Source organism: Shewanella sp. A32 (assembly GCF_029167175.1).
Taxonomy (GTDB): domain Bacteria; phylum Pseudomonadota; class Gammaproteobacteria; order Enterobacterales; family Shewanellaceae; genus Shewanella; species Shewanella yunxiaonensis.
Genome location: NZ_JARFTS010000009.1, coordinates 86,747 through 102,075, shown reverse-complemented (window position 1 = coordinate 102,075; position 15,329 = coordinate 86,747). Strand labels below are relative to the sequence as shown.

At 47.9% G+C, this 15,329-nt stretch carries 8 protein-coding genes; 3 read left to right on the top strand and 5 right to left on the bottom strand.

All coding sequences use genetic code 11. The features are described 5' to 3' along the window. Positions 1-158: 158 nt before the first annotated feature. The 3 genes from PY479_RS09115 (at position 159) to PY479_RS09105 (ending at position 4,150) form a co-directional block, all read left to right on the top strand. Complete coding sequence (locus PY479_RS09115) at positions 159-791, top strand: glutathione S-transferase (RefSeq protein WP_275483563.1); 633 nt, start codon at positions 159-161, stop codon at positions 789-791. Positions 792-968: 177 nt separating this feature from the next. Continuing rightward, entirely contained in the window at positions 969-2,000 is a 1,032-nt protein-coding gene (locus PY479_RS09110) for a GGDEF domain-containing protein (protein WP_275483562.1), read from the top strand. 512 nt (positions 2,001-2,512) lie between these two features. Then, positions 2,513-4,150 carry a lactate permease LctP family transporter gene (locus PY479_RS09105; RefSeq protein ID WP_275483561.1) on the top strand — a complete coding sequence of 546 codons (1,638 nt, stop codon included), beginning with the start codon at positions 2,513-2,515 and terminating at the stop codon, positions 4,148-4,150. A 64-nt stretch (positions 4,151-4,214) separates the two neighbouring features. On the opposite strand, the gene PY479_RS09100 is transcribed toward PY479_RS09105, so the two are convergent. The 5 genes from PY479_RS09100 to recC form a co-directional block, all read right to left on the bottom strand. Beyond that, positions 4,215-4,445 (bottom strand): hypothetical protein, encoded by a 231-nt coding sequence (locus PY479_RS09100; protein ID WP_275483560.1) that lies wholly within the window; start codon positions 4,443-4,445, stop codon positions 4,215-4,217. A 470-nt stretch (positions 4,446-4,915) separates the two neighbouring features. Further along, positions 4,916-5,932 carry a D-alanine--D-alanine ligase gene (locus PY479_RS09095; RefSeq protein ID WP_275483559.1) on the bottom strand — a complete coding sequence of 339 codons (1,017 nt, stop codon included), beginning with the start codon at positions 5,930-5,932 and terminating at the stop codon, positions 4,916-4,918. Between the two features lie 199 nt (positions 5,933-6,131). Further along, on the bottom strand, positions 6,132-8,135 hold the full coding sequence (gene recD / locus PY479_RS09090; protein WP_275483558.1) for an exodeoxyribonuclease V subunit alpha: 2,004 nt from the start codon (positions 8,133-8,135) through the stop codon (positions 6,132-6,134). Further along, complete coding sequence (recB, locus tag PY479_RS09085; protein WP_275483557.1) at positions 8,135-11,839, bottom strand: exodeoxyribonuclease V subunit beta; 3,705 nt, start codon at positions 11,837-11,839, stop codon at positions 8,135-8,137. Before recB ends, recD begins: the two co-directional genes overlap by 1 nt. Continuing rightward, entirely contained in the window at positions 11,832-15,311 is a 3,480-nt protein-coding gene (gene recC, locus PY479_RS09080; protein ID WP_275483556.1) for an exodeoxyribonuclease V subunit gamma, read from the bottom strand. The genes recB and recC overlap by 8 nt, the downstream gene beginning before the upstream one ends. Between the last annotated feature and the right edge of the window lie 18 nt (positions 15,312-15,329).

Here is a 15,329-nt window from a genome sequence, read left to right as displayed (position 1 = left end):
TTGTTATTTTGTAAAACTTTCGTATTAAGAGTTAAACGGCATTATCGATTCAACGCCATTAAAAATAGGTAACATTTTATAACCTGTTGAAATCAGTCTTGACTGAAAATGTTGATGGCGCAGAATGACATCTCTATTTCTCAATCAGACGTTGACTTATGAAACTCATCGGAATGCTGGATTCACCTTTTGTACGGCGCGTGGCAATTTCTCTACAGCTATTGGGTATTAAGTTTGAACATCAGCCGTTATCCGTGTTCAGTACTTTCGAAGCGTTTGCTCAGCTCAACCCCGTGGTCAAAGCGCCGACGTTGATATGCGATGATGGCACTGCATTGATGGATTCGACGCTGATCCTGCAATATGCCACTGCCATCGCCCCGGCAAGAAAGCTTTTGGCTGAAGAACCAACACTGTTAAAACGACAGTTGCAGCAATTGGGGCTGGCGTTGGCGGCCTGTGAAAAAAGCGTACAGCTGGTTTATGAGCGTAAGTTGCGGCCGGTGGAAAAGCAGTACGATGCCTGGTCGCAACGCGTGATTAGTCAGCTGTTATCGGCGTACGAAGTGCTAGAGCAATTGCTGGCTGAACACCCAATAACTATGACCAGTGACAATGCGGATTTAGCCGGCGTTTCAATTGCCGTCGCTTGGTATTTCAGTCAACAGATGTTACCTGACGTTGTCCTTGCGGCTGATTTTCCACATTTGGCAGCTTTATCTGCGCAAGCAGAAACATTACCGGAATTTCAGGTGGCACCTTTCGGCAGTAGTGCTTGTCAGTTTGACTAATGAAACGGTGAGCCTGGCAGTCTTGGCATTTGCAAATGGCAATAAGTCATGTACATTTGGCAAGTTACCGTCATCTGTAATGTAAACCGGGCGGCGCCGTTAGCATAACACCGGTCAGGACTCAGACATTTGTTGACACCCTCATCAGATAAACTTTGCTTGCTGGATCCTCATCAAATGGATTTTCAGCAGTGGCATTTACAATCCAAAACCCAGCAAATTCGTTATATTGCTTTTGTCACCGCGTTGCTTTATGGACTGTATGCGCTGCTGGAAAGCGATTTGACACTGTCTCATCCCACTTTACGTTGGATGGTGCATGGTGTGCTGATTCCCATATCATTATTAGTGATTGGTGGCTTGACCTATTATCCGAAATTGCATCAGGTTATGCGGACGTTATTGGTCATTGCACCAATTACCGCGCTTCTTTCCAATCTTTTGTTCAATATTGATTCACCTCGTTTCGCTTTTTTCTCACCAGAGATTTACTTGAATGTTGTCTGGACGTTCGCGATATCCGGATTAACACTACGCTATGCTGCAATTTCTGCGTCGATCTCGGTGTCGATTGTGGTGCTGATAACGCTGGTAAAAGGTGTTAATGGCGAGTTCTACGCATTGCATATGTTGTGGCTGATGTCGGCTTATTTGTTCGGGGTGGTAAATGCTGTGGTGCAGGAGCAGGCGAATAAAACCTTATATATGCAGCAACGAACACTGGCACATAGCGCGAGTAGTGATGGTTTGACTGCACTATGGAACCGCGCCAAAATTGCCGAACTTTACGAATGCGAAACCACATTGATTCGTCAGCATCATTATCCGATGTCACTGATCATGCTCGACATTGATCATTTTAAGACAGTAAATGATACGCACGGGCATGCTGTGGGTGACAGCGTATTAGTGAGCTTTGCTAATTTGCTGCTCAATAATGTTCGACATCAGGATCATGTCGGTCGTATCGGTGGCGAAGAGTTTGTCATCTTATTGCCTCATACCGATATCGCACAGGCCACCACCGTTGCGGCATTATTGCAGGAAAAGATTAATCATTTTGATTTTTCTGAAGTCGGTAATAAGACAGCGAGCTTTGGTCTGACGCAGTACCGTCATGGTGAAAGTCTATCGGAATTACTCAGTCGCGCCGATAAAGCCTTGTATCTGGCAAAGGATAACGGCAGAAATCGTATCGAAGTGCTGTAAGCTTTGGAATGTTAGCGTTTTATAAACGGCCACTATGGTTGTTAACATCAATGGATTTGTCGTTTCAGTGATGTGAGGTAAATCGCTAAATTTTAACTGCGACTAATTAAATCGCCTCCTCTTAATGCTATTGCCCAGTTTACTTCCCCATAAAACTCATAAATGTTCAAAAATTAACATTTAATACTGCTTGTATTGATGAATTAGCGAAAATAAAGCGGCTAAATTGAACTTAATCGTTAGCACTAACTTTCTGAAAGACAATTGGTTGTTATAAAAAATTTTGGTTAAATCTTGCTCTGACTGTTTTTTAATTCATTGTCAATAGTAATACAGATCACATTAGAAATTTATTTAATGAGATATGTATCACTTAATTTAAACGTGAATATTACCTTAAAAAGCCATCCCTCTAAGATGAATCCCGGTGTTTTATAAAAGTCATAGCGCTTAGCTAATAAATGACCTGCACCTTTATAACAAAATATAGAAGCACTTGGAGACCTATTCGTATGACCTGGACACAAACCTATGCGCCATTAGGCAGCCTGTGGCTGTCTGCATTAGTGGCGCTGTTACCAATTGTCTTTTTCTTCCTGGCACTGACAGTGCTTAAATTAAAAGGACATCTCGCTGGCGCCTATACCTTATTGTTAGCTTTATTGGTGGCGGTGCTGGTATATAAAATGCCGGTGACAATGGCATTAGCCTCCGCAATATATGGTTTTGCATATGGCTTATGGCCAATTGCGTGGATCATCATTACTGCAGTATTCCTCTATAAAGTTACCGTTAAAACCGGTCAGTTCGAGATCATTCGTGCATCGGTAACATCTATTACAGAAGATCAGCGGCTACAGATGTTATTGGTGGGCTTTTCCTTCGGTGCATTTCTGGAAGGTGCCGCCGGTTTTGGTGCGCCCGTCGCAATTACCGCAGCCCTGCTGGTTGGCCTAGGCTTTAACCCGCTGTATGCCGCCGGATTGTGCTTAATTGCCAACACCGCGCCAGTAGCGTTCGGTGCCATGGGGATCCCAATTATCGTTGCTGGGCAAGTGTCCTCACTGGATCCATATCATATTGGTCAGATCGCCGGACGGCAGTTGCCAATGCTGTCGGTTATTGTGCCATTCTGGTTAATCGCAATGATGGATGGTATGAGAGGGATCCGCCAAACTTGGCCTGCGACTTTGGTTGCTGGTGGTTCTTTTGCGATCACCCAGTTCTTCACTTCAAACTTTGTCGGCCCAGAACTTCCAGATATTACCTCGGCGCTGGTGAGCTTGGTATGTCTGACGCTGTTCCTTAAGGTATGGCAACCCAAAGAGATATTCACCTTTGCCGGGATGAAACCTCGGAGTGCCGCGCTGAAGTCTTCTTATTCTAGTGGACAAGTGATACGGGCGTGGATGCCATTTATCATTCTGACAGTGATGGTGACTTTGTGGAGTATTAAGGCCATTCAGGGTTATCTGAACAGCATTACCTTTGCAATCCAGGTGCCTGGACTTCACAATCTGGTGATCAAAACTGCTCCGATTGTGGCTAAAGATACTGCTTATGCCGCGGTATTCAAATTCAATCTGTTAAGCGCAGTCGGTACTGCGATATTAATTGCCGCCATTATCTCCATCTTCTTACTGAAGATGTCAGCTAAGGATGCGCTTAAGACTTTCGGGGAAACGCTACGTGAACTGAGATTCCCGATATTGTCTATCGGACTGGTGCTCGCCTTTGCGTTTGTTGCTAACTACTCCGGATTATCTTCGACGCTGGCGTTGTTACTGGCAGGCAGTGGGGCAGCATTCCCATTCTTCTCTCCATTCCTTGGTTGGTTAGGGGTGTTCCTGACAGGTTCAGATACGTCATCGAATGCGCTATTTGCGTCATTGCAGGCGAACACTGCGCATCAGATTGGGGTATCACCAGATTTGCTGGTTGCTGCCAATACGACAGGTGGGGTCACCGGTAAGATGATCTCGCCGCAATCGATCGCTGTGGCCTGTGCGGCAACAGGGTTGGTTGGGCGTGAATCTGAACTGTTCCGCTTTACACTGAAGCACAGTCTGATTTTTTGCGCATTTGTTGGCTTTATCACCGTTATGCAGGCCTACGTCCTGCCGTGGACGCTGATATTCTTCCATAAGTAAGCGAAAAAGCCACCGTCAGTTGAGGGTGGCTTTTTTTTCAATGCCAAATTTTTAGCGGACTTGTTCAATTTTTCTTACAAGAACAATTAATTACTCCATCTTCAGTTGTCCACTCAGAATAGCCATCTCTATTACATCGACCGTGGATCGCGTCACATTGCGCTTGGTTATGACCTAGAGTGATACCGGTTGTATAAAATATCAATTCTTCAGCGGCTTGTTGTTTTAAGGAAAGTTCCGAACAACCAGTTAACATGACGATTATTAATGCTATAAACACCTTCGATTTCTGCATAATTGATCCTTCAATTAAAATAGATAATCCATTTTAAACAATAGATTGTTTTTAAAGCATCCATGCCAGCACTGATATCATTAGGCCCCAGCGAAGGACATTACGGCTCCAATACCATATACAATAGTGAAGGCTAAGGCGATGCATAATTTTGGCATTGAATTATTAGCAAAAAAAGTAAATTTAAGAAAGTAATTTGGGGTTGTTCGGCTAGTTCAATACGCTGTCCACCAAGGCAAGGCCTCGCCACCTCTGCTAGTCGTTGGCACATTTTCTGTTAAAATTATCTGTAACTGCATGTTATTTGTGGCTCAGTGATAGTCATAAACAAAGTCGTTACGTTATTAAAGACTCGATATAAGCCGCAAATCTGAATTTCCCTGCGGACAATAGTTCACTGATATGGGTCAAAAAAGCCAGACTCTCGTCTGGCTTTTCCGGGATAGCAGAATGCCTGATGGACTATCGCATTAGCGGATCTTTTGACCTAGTTGCCGCTCAATATTATTCAGCAGGTAACTTGTAAAATCCTCGCCGTGATTGGCGAGCATTTTAGGGAACATGGAGATTTTGGTGAGTCCCGGGAATGTGTTGATCTCGTTAAGCAGAATTTCACCCTCGTCGCTCAGGAAAAAGTCGATGCGTGACAGGTGGCGTAGCTTTAACCCTTTAAATGCCCGTACCGCATAATCGCGGATAGTGGCAATTTGCGTTTCGGTCAGGTTTTCAGCTTCCACTTTAGTGGTGGCATGGCTGTTGTCAGCGTACTTCTCTTCATAGGTGTAGAAGGTGTTAGCGGCGCAGACAATCTCCCCTGGGCGCGTAGCAATTACTTCTCCCTGATATTCATAGACAGCGACTTCCAGTTCCCGGGCATGAATGGTTTTTTCCACCACCACATATGGGGAATAGTTAAATGCCTCTTTAAGCGTTGCTGCAACTTTGGTGGCATCATCCACTTTGTAGCAGCCAACCGATGACCCCTGTGAAGCTGCTTTAATGAACAGTGAGCCCCAATTATTTAAGGCCTGTTGGCAACGGGTGATGGCTTCAGCATCAGGTTGGTTGACAAAAATATAGGGTGTATTGGGTATGCCCAAGGCAGTAAACCACATCTTGGCGGTGATCTTATTAAAGCAATTGCTGCTGCCTTCGGATTCACAGCCAAAATAGGGTAGGTTGATCAGGTTAAAGTACGACTGAATATCACCGGTTTCTCCGGGATAACCGTGAATGCATGGGATGACATAATCGACCGGCCAACTTGGGGTGTCGTCGTCAAAACGAATTTCGCGACGATTGGTCAACTCACATTTGCGACCATCTTTGGTGTGGTACTGACCTTTGCCATCTAATTCGAGCCACAGCAGATTGATCCCCGAGACTTTGCTAAGACAGGTTTCAAAATAACTGGCTGATAGTAGTGAAATCGCATGTTCTGCACCACCACCACCACACAAAAGCAAAAGGTTGATCCCGTTGGTCATGATTTCTCCCGTAACCTTCCGGCTCTGAATGTGAGCTTAATCGTATTAGTTGTTGGCCGACCCTGAGTGCGGCGGGCCATTATGGCGCATATTGGCTAGCGCAGTTAAGCGGATTCACTCAAATCTCGCGAACCTGACGAAAAACTCCTCAATTTGTTGCCACTATGCAACATTGTGGTTGCCGAAAAGGGTCTCTGCGTTAGTGCCATAACCGCTGTGCCAGGCCTGACGCGCGGCGAGTAAGGCGACTGCTCGCAGCTAAAAAGCCTCGAAGACTGCCCAAACACACAAACTGGTTCCTGGCACGGGTAATCGCGGTATACAGCAACTCCCGACATAATAATTGTTGTTGTGGGCCATGAGGTTTAGGCGGTAGTACCAATGCAACGGTGTTAAATTCACTGCCCTGACTTTTATGTACGGTCATGGCAAAGCAGGTGTCATGTCCGGGCAATCGTGCGGGTAACACTTTGAGCATGCTGCCATCCGCACGTTCGAACCAAGTCATAAGCCGATTATTCTGTGCTGGATCAGGCAGAATTAACCCGATATCGCCGTTAAATAATCCCAGATTGTAATCGTTGCTACGAATGATCACCGGACGCCCGGCATAAAATTCGGCCGTAGGTTTTAACCAGCCTTTGGCTGCAAGGTTGCGGATAATAGCGATGTTGATCCCATCCACACCAAACTCACCGGCGCGCATTGCACAAAGTACACGGAACTGGTGAAATGCAGCCAGGATCTGTTGTGGTGTTGCGTGCTGCTGTATGAGTTCAAGATAGGATTGATATCCTTGCTGACATTGCAACATCAAGGCTTTCATACCACTACCATCATCAGTGTGCTCCAGCCACTGCAGTTCTTGATAAGATTTGTGCCAAATCTGTTGGATAGCATCGATATTGCCCTGATTGACGGCGGCAGCCAACAGCCCAATACCAGCATCACCTTTAAAGCGGTGGCTGTGTCGCAACATACATAGACTATCACCTAAATTTGTGGGTTTTGTGGATGTATCGCTAGCATCTAATAAAGTACTACACAATTCGCTCAGGCGATTGGCTTGGAGTTGGCTGTACTGCATCTCCCAGTGTTCACCCTGCTTAAGTCCTTGGCATATATCGGCCAGCACTGCGCCGGCTTCTACGGAAGCCAGTTGGTCCTGATCGCCAAGCAGGATCAGTCGAGCATTATCTGGCAGTGCATCCAACAGTTTTGCCATCAGTGGCAAATCGACCATTGAGGCTTCATCAACAATCAACAGGTCCAATAGCAGCGGATTATCATGATGATGACGAAAACGACTTTCTCCGGGCCGCACACCCAGTAACCGATGAATTGTGGCTGCGGTTTCTGGGATCTGTGGTAGTACGTGTTGTAACTCCGCAAGTTCTCCTGTGAGTGTACGCTGTAACTGCAATTTAGAATTTTTAACCGATTCGCTCAGCCGTGCGGCGGCTTTCCCCGTTGGTGCTACCATGCGGATTTTAAGTGTTGGTTGCAGGTGCAACAGCAATAGCAGCACTTTGGTGACTGTGGTGGTTTTACCGGTGCCGGGACCACCGGTGATCACTGCTAACTGGCGTGTGAGCGCGATAGCCGCCGCCACTTTTTGCCAGTCGGTATCAGCACCGTCGTGAGGAAATAATTGCGTCAGTAGCTCAGCTGTCTGCTTTAGCATTTGCACAGAACTGTCCAACTGGCTGGCAATAGTGGAATCAACACTCAGCAAGTTAATTTTTGTGGCAACAGTCTTCTCGTAGTGCCAGTAACGGCGCAAGTAAAGTCGCTCATTCTGCAAAACCAACGGCCGGTTATCAGGATCGATTGCAGCGTCAGCCGTTGGCACCCAAACCACCGCCGAATCATGTAAAAATGCGCTGATGTTCTCTGCTAATGCGGCTTGTGGACAGTCAATACGACACATAACCATGGTGTCAGCGTCGGCACTTCTTAAATCCAGCGGATTCCCTGCATCGATATGCGCTAATGGCAGACAACTATGTTGTGCAGATAAATGTTTGGAAAGCAGCGCTAAGAGCAATAACAACAAAGGCGAGCTATCAGCAACGAGGGCACTGAGTTGCAGCGCAAAATGACGATCCAGCGCAGTGAGTGAACCTTGCTGTTCTGCCAGTTTCAATATGTCAGGCAGGGACATTGAACAGTGCAGTTGCAGAGGGGAATTCAGGATGTCCATCAGTTAAGCTCCAGACTGAATTGACCAGCGGCATCAGCAGTTTGCTGCAGCTCGCCGTTAAACAGTGCATCCAGGGCGGTGATTAATGACAGTGGCGGTTTGTCATAATAGATGCCAGCTTGCGGATAATCCGGTGACATACCGCGCAGGAACAGGTAGTAACAGCCGCCAAAATCACGCTGATACTGATAATCTGCAAGCCTTTTACTGAGCAAGCGATGTAGTGCCAGGGTATATAGCAGGTATTGCAGATCGTAATGATGTTCCAGCATGGCGCGGTTTAGATCATCGCCATGATACTGGATGAAGTCATTTCCCAGGTGGTTGGATTTATAATCTGCAATATACCAGCGGCCCTGATAACAGAAGGTGAGGTCGATAAATCCCTTGAGCATCCCGCGTAAGGTATCGAAATCGTATCCGGCTGGGTACCCATGTTGTGCCAGTAACTGATTTAACGCCCGACAGTTAAGCTCACTGACAGGCAGATAAAATTCCATTTCAGCGACTATGTCGGGAGCCTTCAGTATTCCAAGTGACAGACCGTTATCGCGCTCAGCGATACCGAGTGGTGCGCTCAGGATCTGTTGATACCACTCCAGCAATAGCGGTTGCTGTTTGCTATCAATGCCGTATTGCAGCATGGCCGTTGGTAACACAGCAGTAAGTGCCGCTACTTTGTCTTCGGCGTCGAAATCCAAATCTTCCAGTACCTGATGCATAAAAGAACCGGCATTGGCACCTTTCTCAAACAGGAATCGCGGTGCTGGAGTTTGTTCCGGAATTGGCATCAGCTCTGGTAGCGGCTCATACCGTTCATCATCCATCCCCGGTGTTTGTGGTGGCGCATCAAACTCATCAACGTTATCGCTAACTGCTACCGGATGCGCCGCGGACTCCTTGACCAGTCCGCTATAACTACCTACGCGCCATGGTAAATAAGATGGCATTTCCAGTAACAGGGGGACAGGTTCTGAAGTGGTGGTATCTTCTACGGCAAGCGTGCCCGTTGGTTGCTCGACATCGATCACCGTCACTGATGCCGCGGCTGATTGCAGTGGTTCAATGGCTTGGCGCAATTTAGCAAAATCCGTTGCCGTGTCGGTGATCCCCAATAAGTAGCCGATGGCAGTTTGTGGAAGCTCACTCTTGATACCGGCTTTCAGAATGCGGCACTGATTGGTAATCGACAGGTAGCAACGATATACCGGACGGGTTAAGGCTACATACAATAGGCGCAGATCTTCTGCCAGTTGCTCCTGCTTTTGCTGCGCTTTACCTTGCTCCGATTTCTCCAAATCCCACAGCAGTTGGTTGTCTTGGTGATACAGCAACGGATCTGGTACGCGGCCACTGCGTGCCAGGCTGACAAAGGGCAGCAGACACACAGGGTATTCTAGTCCTTTACTCTTATGGATGGTCACGATCTGTACCAGATTCTGTTCGCTTTCCAAACGTAGTTGCTGCTCCTCACTATTACCTGAATCTAGCAATTGTTGCTCAAACCAATATCGTAATGCGGCCACGCCATCCAGTTCGGCGGATTTTTGTTGTAGCAGTTCACACAGATGCCGCAGGTCGGTAAGCCGCCGTTCACCACTGTTATCTGCCAGCAATCGCTGGATCATGCCGGTGTCGGCTGCCAGTTGCATAACTGCGGGCATGATGCCTCGTTGCAACCATAGTTGATGCCATTTATCAAAGCGTTCCAACCATAAGGCTCGGCTGTCCTCTTGTTGATTGAATTGGTGGATAGCACCGATGCTGAGCCCGAGTAACTGGGTTGCCATGGCACTACGCAAAGCCTTTTCATCACGAGGGTTAGCGAGCGCCTGCAGTAGCAATGCCAGTTCCCTGGCTTCAACGGTCCCAAACACGCTGTCGCGGCTTAGAAACACCGCGCCGATATAACGTTTGGCCAGCGCGTCTTTCATGGTGGAGGCTTCGATATGGTCGCGTACCAAAACCGCGATATCGCGCGCTCGTAGTGGTCGTTGCTGTGTGCCGGAGATGATGTGTGCTTTATCGTTGAGCAGCGTAAGGATTTGCTCGGCGGCGTCTTCCGCTAATAGCACTCGCGCGGTTTCTTTATTCAGCCCTTGGGTAGGATTTTCACTGAGCAACCGGATTTGCAATGCGTGATTATCGACATTGCTTTGCAATCTTTTGCTGCTGGCGGAAGCGGGCACTTTGACCGTTTCAAAAGGAATATCTTCACCGGCGAACGGCGCATCATGCCCCTTAAATAACCTATTTACGGCATCGACCATCGCTTCGGCTGAGCGATAGTTGGTGCCAAGGGTGTATTGTCCGTCAGTTTGCGCTCGCGCTGCCAGATACGTGTGGATATCACCGCCACGAAACGCATAAATCGCTTGTTTGGGGTCGCCGATCATCAATAATCCACCGACAGTGGTCGAGTGGCTGTCGGTGACTGGCAGCTTTATGCTGCGAGCATAAATTTTTGAAAAAATGCCAAACTGCAGTGGATCGGTATCCTGAAATTCGTCGATCAATGCTATCGGGAAGCGACGGGCAATTTCTTGTGCCAGGGTATTACTAATGTCTGCTTCGTTAGCAGCCGATGGGTAGCCCAGCGCTATGGCTAATGTTGATAACAGATCATCTGGGGTCAGGGTGTTACGTCGGGCCTTTTCCGCAGCAAAGCGTCGCCGGATGTGTTCCCGAGCCTGACACAGAAAGGCGGGGAGCAACTGCGCTTGCATTGCGATAATGCTATCCACCATAACCAATAGTGGCGCTTCATCGGCGTTCGGGATAGGCGCGCTGCCTTTGTTAACGCTGAGCTTTTCGAGTGACAGTTTATCCAGTGCAATGGCTGGCGGGAGGCCATAGTGTGAGGCAACCCAGCGATCCATTTGTTCAAAGGCTTCTGCCAGCAGTGGATAGCCGTCGTCTTTCTTGCCATACCGACGCCCGTTAAGCGACAACGCATACAATTGGTTGTGAATGCTTTCCCGAGCGCTAGGCCATTGCTTACGCAATTTGGCAATGGCCGGCATCAGTGCATGAGCAATCTGTTGAAAAGGTTTGAGTTCGGGGGTAGCAACCGCACTGCTGTTACCTAACAACGGCCGTAATTTTTTTTGAAGCGCATCTGGCCCTGGCAGCTTTTCAAAAATGATCTGTGCCACAACGCTGTCTAGTGGATAACAGGCTTCACGCCAGAAATCGCGCACAGCATGGTGCAAAAACTCACTGTCATCTAAGGTAAATTTGGCATCAAACAGCAACGATGATTCAAAAGCCAAGTCGCTGAGAATGCGTTGACAAAAACCATGAATGGTAAAAATGGCCGCTTCATCGAGCGACTTCAGCGCCAGATCCAGTCGATTGAGCACCTGTGGCTTATCTTCGCCACTGATTTGTGCCAAAAGCTCCTGTAGAAACGGATCGTGTTCAGGTAAGCCTAAACAAGCGCGATATGCCTGCCGAATTCGGCTGCGAATACGTTCTCTGAGTTCCTCGGTAGCCGCATTGGTAAAGGTTACCACCAAGATCTGTTCGCAAGTCAGTGGTTGGCTGACGCCGATCCCTAATAACAGTCTCAGGTATAGCCCAGAAATCGTGTAGGTTTTGCCGGTGCCGGCACTGGCTTCAATCAACTGCGCGCCACTCAGCGGCAACTGCATCGGGTCCAGCAGTTTAGGTTGAGCCGTTTTATGGGTAGACATCTCAGTCATGAGCTTGCTCCAGCATGCCGCCGTTATTGATAAAATCCGCCAGCTCATGCAGTTGCCCAGTTTGGTAACGTGCCAGCATCGGCGAGAGTAATGTCATGGCGATATCACCGAAATTACTTTCAGAGAAATCATCTGGGAAACGGAAACAGCGCTGGTAATGAGGTTCACTGCCATCACCAGAGATGATGTTGCCATCATTACCAATTTTGTCGTTCCAGGCGGCACTGGCGGCCTCAAGTCGCTGTTCGTGTGTGTCAGCGTCACTCTTGGCATATTCCAGTGATGTTTTTGGGATAAATAGCAGGGGTTGCGTTTGCCCGATTAGGAAAAATTGCAGCCAGAGGCGGAGTTCCGCTTTAGCCACATCAGGGGTGAGCGGTGCGAACACGTGGTAGTCTGCCATATCCAGAATGTAGCTATGTTTATGACGGCCACTGGCGTTGAGCGCCAAATGACGCAAATACTGGCGGACCAAATCCTTAGCGTTAGCAGAACCCGGGCGGCAGATAAGCATCCCTTTGCCACAAATATCATCTAATCGGCCCTGCAACCTCATATCGAGTTCTGGAAACATCAAATCGACGGTCAATGATTCCTGCTGTTCACCTCGCAGATAGACGGTTCGATCCAGTAGTGGTGCTACATCCTGTTGATAACGTGACAATAGCAGTTCATCAAAAGGTTTGTTAGGGAGTTTACCGCTCGCCTTAAGTTTAACACTGAAGTCAGGACTGCTGACCCCTTGGTGTTTTAAGGCATCTTCAAGCAAAGACAGTCGAATGTCGTAACGTTGCAGTGCGTTCAGTGTAAATGGTTCGTCGTTGTCATCTTCGGTGAGATCTATTCCCAGTTCCAGCTTGAGGCTCCGGTTGCAAAAATATTGTGCCGGATTGCGGAAAAAACGTACCAACCCTTGTAATTCAATGACATTGTCTGAATCGGCATCGTTGTCTGCGACCAGCTGTAACGGCGTTCCTTGACGAAAATCAGTGAGTTCTACCGCTGAACCGGTGGGGCACCACTGTCTTGAAAATGACGGAGTAAATGGTGCTTCAGCAGGGGCCTTTAACAAATCAGCTTGATATAACACCGGATCAAAAGGTTGCAAGGGTTGCTGCTTCACTAGGCATTGTAATAATGATTGTTCCAGCAGCGTCAGCGCTTCAGCATCAAGTATGTCCGTAGAAAAAACATTGGCTAATAATTGTGGGATGCAACTTAGCTGGCAATATTCCAGTAACTCGGCAATTAGCATCGACGGGTTGCGCGGACTGTTATCACGTTCAGAACGACCGACATAACTGATATACAACTGTTGTCTGGCAGATAACAGTGCCTCCAGAAACAGATAACGATCATCAAGACGACGGGAACGGTCGCCTTTACGCGGTGGTTGCTGCGCTACCAGATCAAATCCCACCGGATGCTGCACGCGAGGATAGATACCATCATTCATCCCGAGCAGACAGACGATCTGGAACGGGATAGAACGCATTGGCATTAACGTACAGAAATTAACGGCGCCAGCAAGATAACGCTGACCGACACGAGAATCCTCAAGTTGCGAGCGGAACCACTGCAACAGGATTTGATGATCCAGTTCGCCAGCAAATCCTGCATTCAATAATTCTGAGTCTAATTTAGCAATGGCCTGGTTTACTGCCATCAAAGCTTGTGTATCTGTATCGTCAATGGGTTGATAAAACTGCTGGCAAATCTCTGTTATTTCAAGAATTCTTTGAGATGAAGTCTGTCCCTTTGCCAACCGGTCTGCGACTTGATCCAATGCCTCAATAAAATTCAATAATTTACCGAGAGCCAAGGCTGCCTGACCTTCAACCCCGGCCACTGGTAAATGACCATTAAATAGCTCACCATCATCTTCCAGCGCATAGCCCAAGATCAGTCGGCGTAATCCTTCCGCCCAGGAGTTTTGCTCGAATGCGGGAACTTGCTGTTGCTGACGTTGGCTTCCGCTGCGACCCCATCGCACCTTGGCTTGTTCTAACCACAGCCGGATTTGTTGTAATGACTCATCATCAAGGCCAAAAGCCTTGAGCGTTGCGGGTAATTCCAGCAGTGTCAGGACTTCCGTCAAGGCAAAGCGGCTGTTATTAATATCCAGCAGCGTTAAAAAGCTGCTGATCAACGGTGATTCCTGACTGGCACCCCGATCGGCGATAGCGTAAGGGATGAAATATTGGCCGTCACGTCGCGCGAATACCGCATCAATGTAGGGGGCATACGCTGCTACGTCCGGCATCATTACCACAATATCTTTAGGGGCGAGTTCTGGATGGCGCGCCAGCATCCATTGCAGATGATCATGTAGGGTTTCTACTTCACGCAGTGGTGAATGACAGCTACGCAAAGTCAGCGAGTCATCGTCAGTGGCGATGATGCGCCGACCAGCTAATGACAGATATATTTCACTGTCAGGACCGAGTAATTGTCCCCGGGTTTCCATTTCGAGAATGTCTTGCTGGATCCCTTGTAACAGACAGCCATCACCTACCGGATAAAACAGATCATCACCTAATTGAATATCTTCCGAAGGTAATTCGAGCAAGAGATCCAATAGATCGCGGCCCAATTTGCCGTTATTCGCCAAGAGGGGGTTACCCACAATTAAGCTATCTTGCCAGTTTTCGGGAAGTTGCCGTTTATCACCGTACGCAAGATTAATGCGGGCACGAGTTTTGGGATTCACAATATCACCCCAATAATGCTGGCAGGGGCTGAGATTAAATACGGTAACATCCAGGCGATGCCCGAGGGCCTGTAGCACGGATAACATCTGTGGCGGCATCGAAGAAATGCCGAATACAAATAATCTCGCCGGCAATTGTGGTAATGCGATGCTGTCGTCTTTAAGCGTAGATAACAACGCATGATGCAGATTGGCGCGGTGATAGCCACTAAGGCCTAGTTGTTGATTATGGGTTACCAGTTGTCGCCATAGTGCTGGTTGCCATTGTTGTTCTTCAGATAATGCAAAGGGGAGCTCGCCAGTTTCCCATGCTGCGATCCAGTCGGGTCGATATACCAGATATTGGTCAAAAATATCTGCGATACGCGCTGCTAGCTGGAACTGTTTTAATGGCAATAACTGGTGGTCATCACCCAAATAGCGTTGCAGTGGCAGGTATACAGGATCGGCAAGCAGGCGCGGCAACAAACTCAGTAATTTCCAGGTCATTGCTTCTTTGGTAAAGGCATTTTCTTTGGGAACATCAGGCAGTAGGGCGTGGCACAAATCCCAGATGAAGCTAGACGGTAGCGGAAATTTCAGCGCTGCAGCGATACCGTTATGCTTGGCGATCTCCAGTCGTAGCCAGGTTGACATACCGGGGCTTTGTACGAGGATCTGTTCTTGCTGTAGCGGCGATTGACCAGAGACGGGCATACGCAACTGATCGGCCAGTGCAGCCGACAGCAACTCCATTTTGTTAGATTGGATCAGTTTAAACATGCGATTCCTGATCAATAA

Excerpts from the sequence above, each read along its gene's own strand:
- recB (WP_275483557.1), bottom strand. The coding sequence starts at position 11,839 with ATGACTGAGATGTCTACCCATAAAACGGCTCAACCTAAACTGCTGGAC.
- PY479_RS09110 (WP_275483562.1), top strand. The coding sequence starts at position 969 with ATGGATTTTCAGCAGTGGCATTTACAATCCAAAACCCAGCAAATTCGT.
- recD (WP_275483558.1), bottom strand. The coding sequence starts at position 8,135 with ATGGACATCCTGAATTCCCCTCTGCAACTGCACTGTTCAATGTCCCTG.
- PY479_RS09095 (WP_275483559.1), bottom strand. The coding sequence starts at position 5,932 with ATGACCAACGGGATCAACCTTTTGCTTTTGTGTGGTGGTGGTGGTGCA.
- PY479_RS09115 (WP_275483563.1), top strand. The coding sequence starts at position 159 with ATGAAACTCATCGGAATGCTGGATTCACCTTTTGTACGGCGCGTGGCA.
- recC (WP_275483556.1), bottom strand. The coding sequence starts at position 15,311 with ATGTTTAAACTGATCCAATCTAACAAAATGGAGTTGCTGTCGGCTGCA.
- PY479_RS09105 (WP_275483561.1), top strand. The coding sequence starts at position 2,513 with ATGACCTGGACACAAACCTATGCGCCATTAGGCAGCCTGTGGCTGTCT.
- PY479_RS09100 (WP_275483560.1), bottom strand. The coding sequence starts at position 4,445 with ATGCAGAAATCGAAGGTGTTTATAGCATTAATAATCGTCATGTTAACT.